Source organism: Xenorhabdus sp. TS4, assembly GCF_014467265.1.
In the GTDB taxonomy this organism is placed as follows: Bacteria; Pseudomonadota; Gammaproteobacteria; order Enterobacterales; family Enterobacteriaceae; genus Xenorhabdus; species Xenorhabdus ehlersii.
This window is the reverse complement of sequence record NZ_NKHQ01000012.1, coordinates 1-3,873: the sequence shown is the minus strand read 5'-3', so window position 1 is coordinate 3,873 and position 3,873 is coordinate 1. Positions and strand designations below refer to the sequence as shown.

Here is a 3,873-nt window from a genome sequence, read left to right as displayed (position 1 = left end):
AGGGGTTTCGGGAGCAATGGAACAGTGAACGCCGTTAAGTGGTCAATTTAAATAGCCATTTAATTATAAATCAATAGATTAATTTTCTTCATTGAAAGGTCTTAACTCACCTCTGTTGACAGCATCTGGAACTGTAAAGGTGTAACGCCCCTGCATGTTAATGTGTTCACATAGTAGTGGAGACAACCTCTTCACATCTTCGTCATGAACCGGATATCCCTCTTGCCTGAGTTGTTGTACTGCGGCATCCATGTAAATCGTATTCCACAGTACAATCATATTTAGCACTAATCCTAACGAACCCAATTGATCTTCCTGCCCTTCACGATAGGCCTGCCTCAGCTCACCACGTTTTCCATGAAATACATTTCTAGCTACCGCGTGTCGTCCTTCACCACGATTAAGCTGCTGTAATGTCTTACGTCGTTTGTTTTCATCATCGAGGTAAGTCAGTATATGGATAGTTTTGTCTGCACGACCGATCTCCGCTATAGCCTGCGCCAAGCTGGTTGGCCTATCGCCCGTTTGTAAGGTTTTCATGATCGATAAAACGTTCAGACGTCCCAGTTTGAGTGAGGCAGTCAATCGTAAGACGTCATCCCAGTGCGGGACAACTTTTTTCTCAAAATTCAGGCGATGTGAGGACAGAGAATTAAATGGACCATAATCTGCTTTTGGATCTGTGCGCCAGAATCTGGCACCGCCTGTATCCGCCAGGCGCGGGCAAAACCGATACCCCAACAAACGAAAGAGACCGAAGATAATATCACTGTAGGCGCCCGTATCGGTCATGATTTGAGAAGGCATTTTTTCCGTTTGTTGTTCCAGTACAACAGCCAAAATGACCAGACTGTCTCTTAGCGTTCCCGGTACAACAATGTCATTTAACCCCGAATATTGATCAGATATCAGGTTATACCAGGTCACACCACGTCCTTTACCAAAGTATTTTGGATTAGGTCCGGCATGGACTGTTCGTACAGGAACGACGAATCGCATACCATCTGCTGATGCAACCTCACCCCCTCCCCAAAGACCTGCCAGTGAAATACCTGCCTGTGCTGAAACCAGAATGGCATTGGCATCACGGATCGTTTCATCCCTGATATAATGGCTGTCCGTCCAAGTCAGACGGTCACGCTTCAGCGCGGCAATATCATTGCGAATAAAGGGTTCTGGTCCCGTATTACAGGCTTCAGCCATGAGTATGGCACACAAACTGATATTCAGATCAGAAACCCGGGAATTCTGTTCTGATACATGGATGAAAGCACGGGTAAATTGCGTCCGGGCATCAATTTCAAGTATGAGTTCCGGTAAGTCCACGCGGGGCAGCATATCAGCTACGCGCTGTCGCAGCGCAATCAGTGACGGTGTTTCTTCCATTGCGTCCAGAGGACTCAGGATCAATTCTGTTTTTTCACTCGCATCTGAAAATCTTACGGCTGGGTTTTCAGGAAGCCGGTTTAGTACATCACGATAGGTTGTATCCAGCTCTGCCGCAATGGCTGACAATGTGGCTGTTGATGTTGATGACAGTCCCAGAGAACGGCAGATAATCGGGCGTAAAGCTTCCCATTCATTTCCGGCTATCAGTCCGGTTCGCGGATCGGCATAGCGCCAGCTGGGTGTGACATAAATATCTCTTTTTTTCAGTGTAGTCTGAAGTTCTTTCAGAACACAAAATGTATAAGCATGAAAATCGATACTGTCATCGTTTCTTATGACATGTTGTTGCCACGGTTTATTAATGATTTCTCGGGGAGCATCGTTGTCTGTTTTTTTCTTCTTAAAATTATTCTCGAGCCAGACAAGCGCATCAATCAGCGTCTTGGCAGAAGCATTACCTTCAAAATGAATTTTTGAAAGTAATTCAGGTAAAAAACGGCGAACAGTGCGGAACTTAGCATCCAGTTCATTGAAATACACATTATTAGCTGGGCGAATAAGTGAAATGACATTATCTACAGCGTTCGCCAGCCGATCTTCGGGGATCAAGCTGTATATATTGTCACGAATATCCGTATCAGGTAATTTATCATTAAGCAGTATTTTACAGGCTCTTGCCAGTATTTCCGCAGCCTGATCCAAATCTTTAATTGTACGTTGCCGGTTCTTTTTATCTGCCTGAACAGCACCATTGAACAGATCCCGGAGTAAGGCTTCCAGTAACTCAAGGACATCATCCTGTGCCGTTGCTTCCATGCAGTATGCAAACGCAACAAGTGTTGCCAATTTTCTTTTTTCTGGCAGGCGTTGAAGCGCGGTTGTTTTGGCTGTCGCAGCATAACGAGCCAGCGCGGCAATCCGGGTATCGGAAACGGGCGTTATTGCTGGCAATGCAATACCCAAATTACGAATGGAATCCAAGCGGGTAATGGCCTTGAGGAGAGAGGCTGAGTTGATTTTTGTCGGTGCCGTCCGTAGCTGGTCAAGTAATGAATACCGGCTTCCGGGGGGAACAGACAGCAGTTCAAGAAGATAGCGTGTTTGTGTTTCGTCAATGCAGGCTGACAGTGAATGCCACAGCTTGTTTTCTACCCGGCCTCGTAACCGGGCGATGTATCTTTCAAGCAAAGAATAACCGGGTAATAATACCTTATGTGACAATAGCCATCCGGTACACCTTTCGAAAAGAACGCCTGGCCGGCTTGTTCCTGTCCAGCAGAGTGAATATAACCAGCGAGTCAGAGAAAAAGCAACCCGTGGAGCAGTGAACTCTGTATATCCATAAATATTTATGATTTCAGCAATATGTTGCCTGTGTTGTTTCCCTGAGTGATAAAGGTCAATCGCATTATTTATATTTTCAGTATGTAATTGCTGTGCCAGACATTCAATAACCGTATCGGGAACGCTGGCCATTGATTCAGGAAATTTCCCGAGATAACGGACAGTACATAACAATATAGCGAAGCCTAAGCGATTATGTTCACCACGTTTTTCCGAAATATTCAGACGATCAAAATCAGCAAGATGGAAATAGCGCGCCAGTGTTTCTTTTGTCAGCTCAACAGGATAACTACCATAGTTTGCACGCTGCTCTTCTGAAAGAAAATTAACCGGCATAGTCAACCACCCTTAATAAATGATCCGGATCACATTGTTTTTTGGGACTGATGAATAGCCCAGATCCGCTTAACTTGGCTTATACTGCACCCAGCCAGTGTAGCGGTGCGTTCAATGGTCAGGCCTGACTGACGAAGAGTGATAATACGTTCGTGAATTGAAATATCAGCTTTCCTGCCAGAATATTTGCCGGAGGCTTTGGCGATTTGAATGCCCTGACGTTGCCTTTCGCGCCGGAGTTCATAATCATCGCGTGCCATCTGAAGAGCTACTTTCAATAACAGTTCCTGAACCGATTCCAGGACAATACGGGATATATCATCGCTTTCAGCGGCCAGCTCTGATAAGTCCACTATACCAGGAACGGCCAGTCGGGCGCCTTTTCCTCTGATAGTGGAGATAAGTTTTTCAGCTTCAGGAAGGGGAAGACGGCTGATGCGATCAATCTTTTCGGCGATCACAACGTCACCGGGTTGAAGATCTTCAATCATTCTAAGTAGCTCGGGCCTGTCTGCCCGGGCACCTGATGCCTTTTCCCGGTAAATACCAGCAATATAAAAACCGTTAGCTGCTGCCATTTTTTCGATAGCGGTTTGGCGGGTCAGGTCTTGTTCTGATGTGCTGACTCTTTCATAGATGCGTGCAATTTTCATTTGGAAGTAGCCAAAATAAGTAAAGGTGATTTGGCTATCATAGAGGGGCTGGCTAAAAATGACAATTTACGATGTAAATTGGCTACCTAATTTTTGGCTATTTAAATTGACCGCTTAAAGGTGTTTACTGTTCCGTTACTCCCGAAACCCC

At 45.5% G+C, this 3,873-nt stretch carries 2 protein-coding genes; both read right to left on the bottom strand.

The features are described 5' to 3' along the window. Window positions 1-78: 78 nt before the first annotated feature. Window positions 79-3,069, bottom strand: coding sequence for a Tn3 family transposase (locus Xets_RS08085; protein ID WP_187651425.1), 2,991 nt, complete (start codon window positions 3,067-3,069; stop codon window positions 79-81). A gap of 29 nt (window positions 3,070-3,098) precedes the next feature. After that, on the bottom strand, window positions 3,099-3,722 hold the full coding sequence (locus Xets_RS08080) for a recombinase family protein (protein ID WP_047686057.1): 624 nt from the start codon (window positions 3,720-3,722) through the stop codon (window positions 3,099-3,101). Window positions 3,723-3,873: the final 151 nt, after the last annotated feature.

Coding starts and splice junctions, on each gene's coding strand:
- Xets_RS08085 (WP_187651425.1), bottom strand. CDS start 3,069: ATGCCGGTTAATTTTCTTTCAGAAGAGCAGCGTGCAAACTATGGTAGT.
- Xets_RS08080 (WP_047686057.1), bottom strand. CDS start 3,722: ATGAAAATTGCACGCATCTATGAAAGAGTCAGCACATCAGAACAAGAC.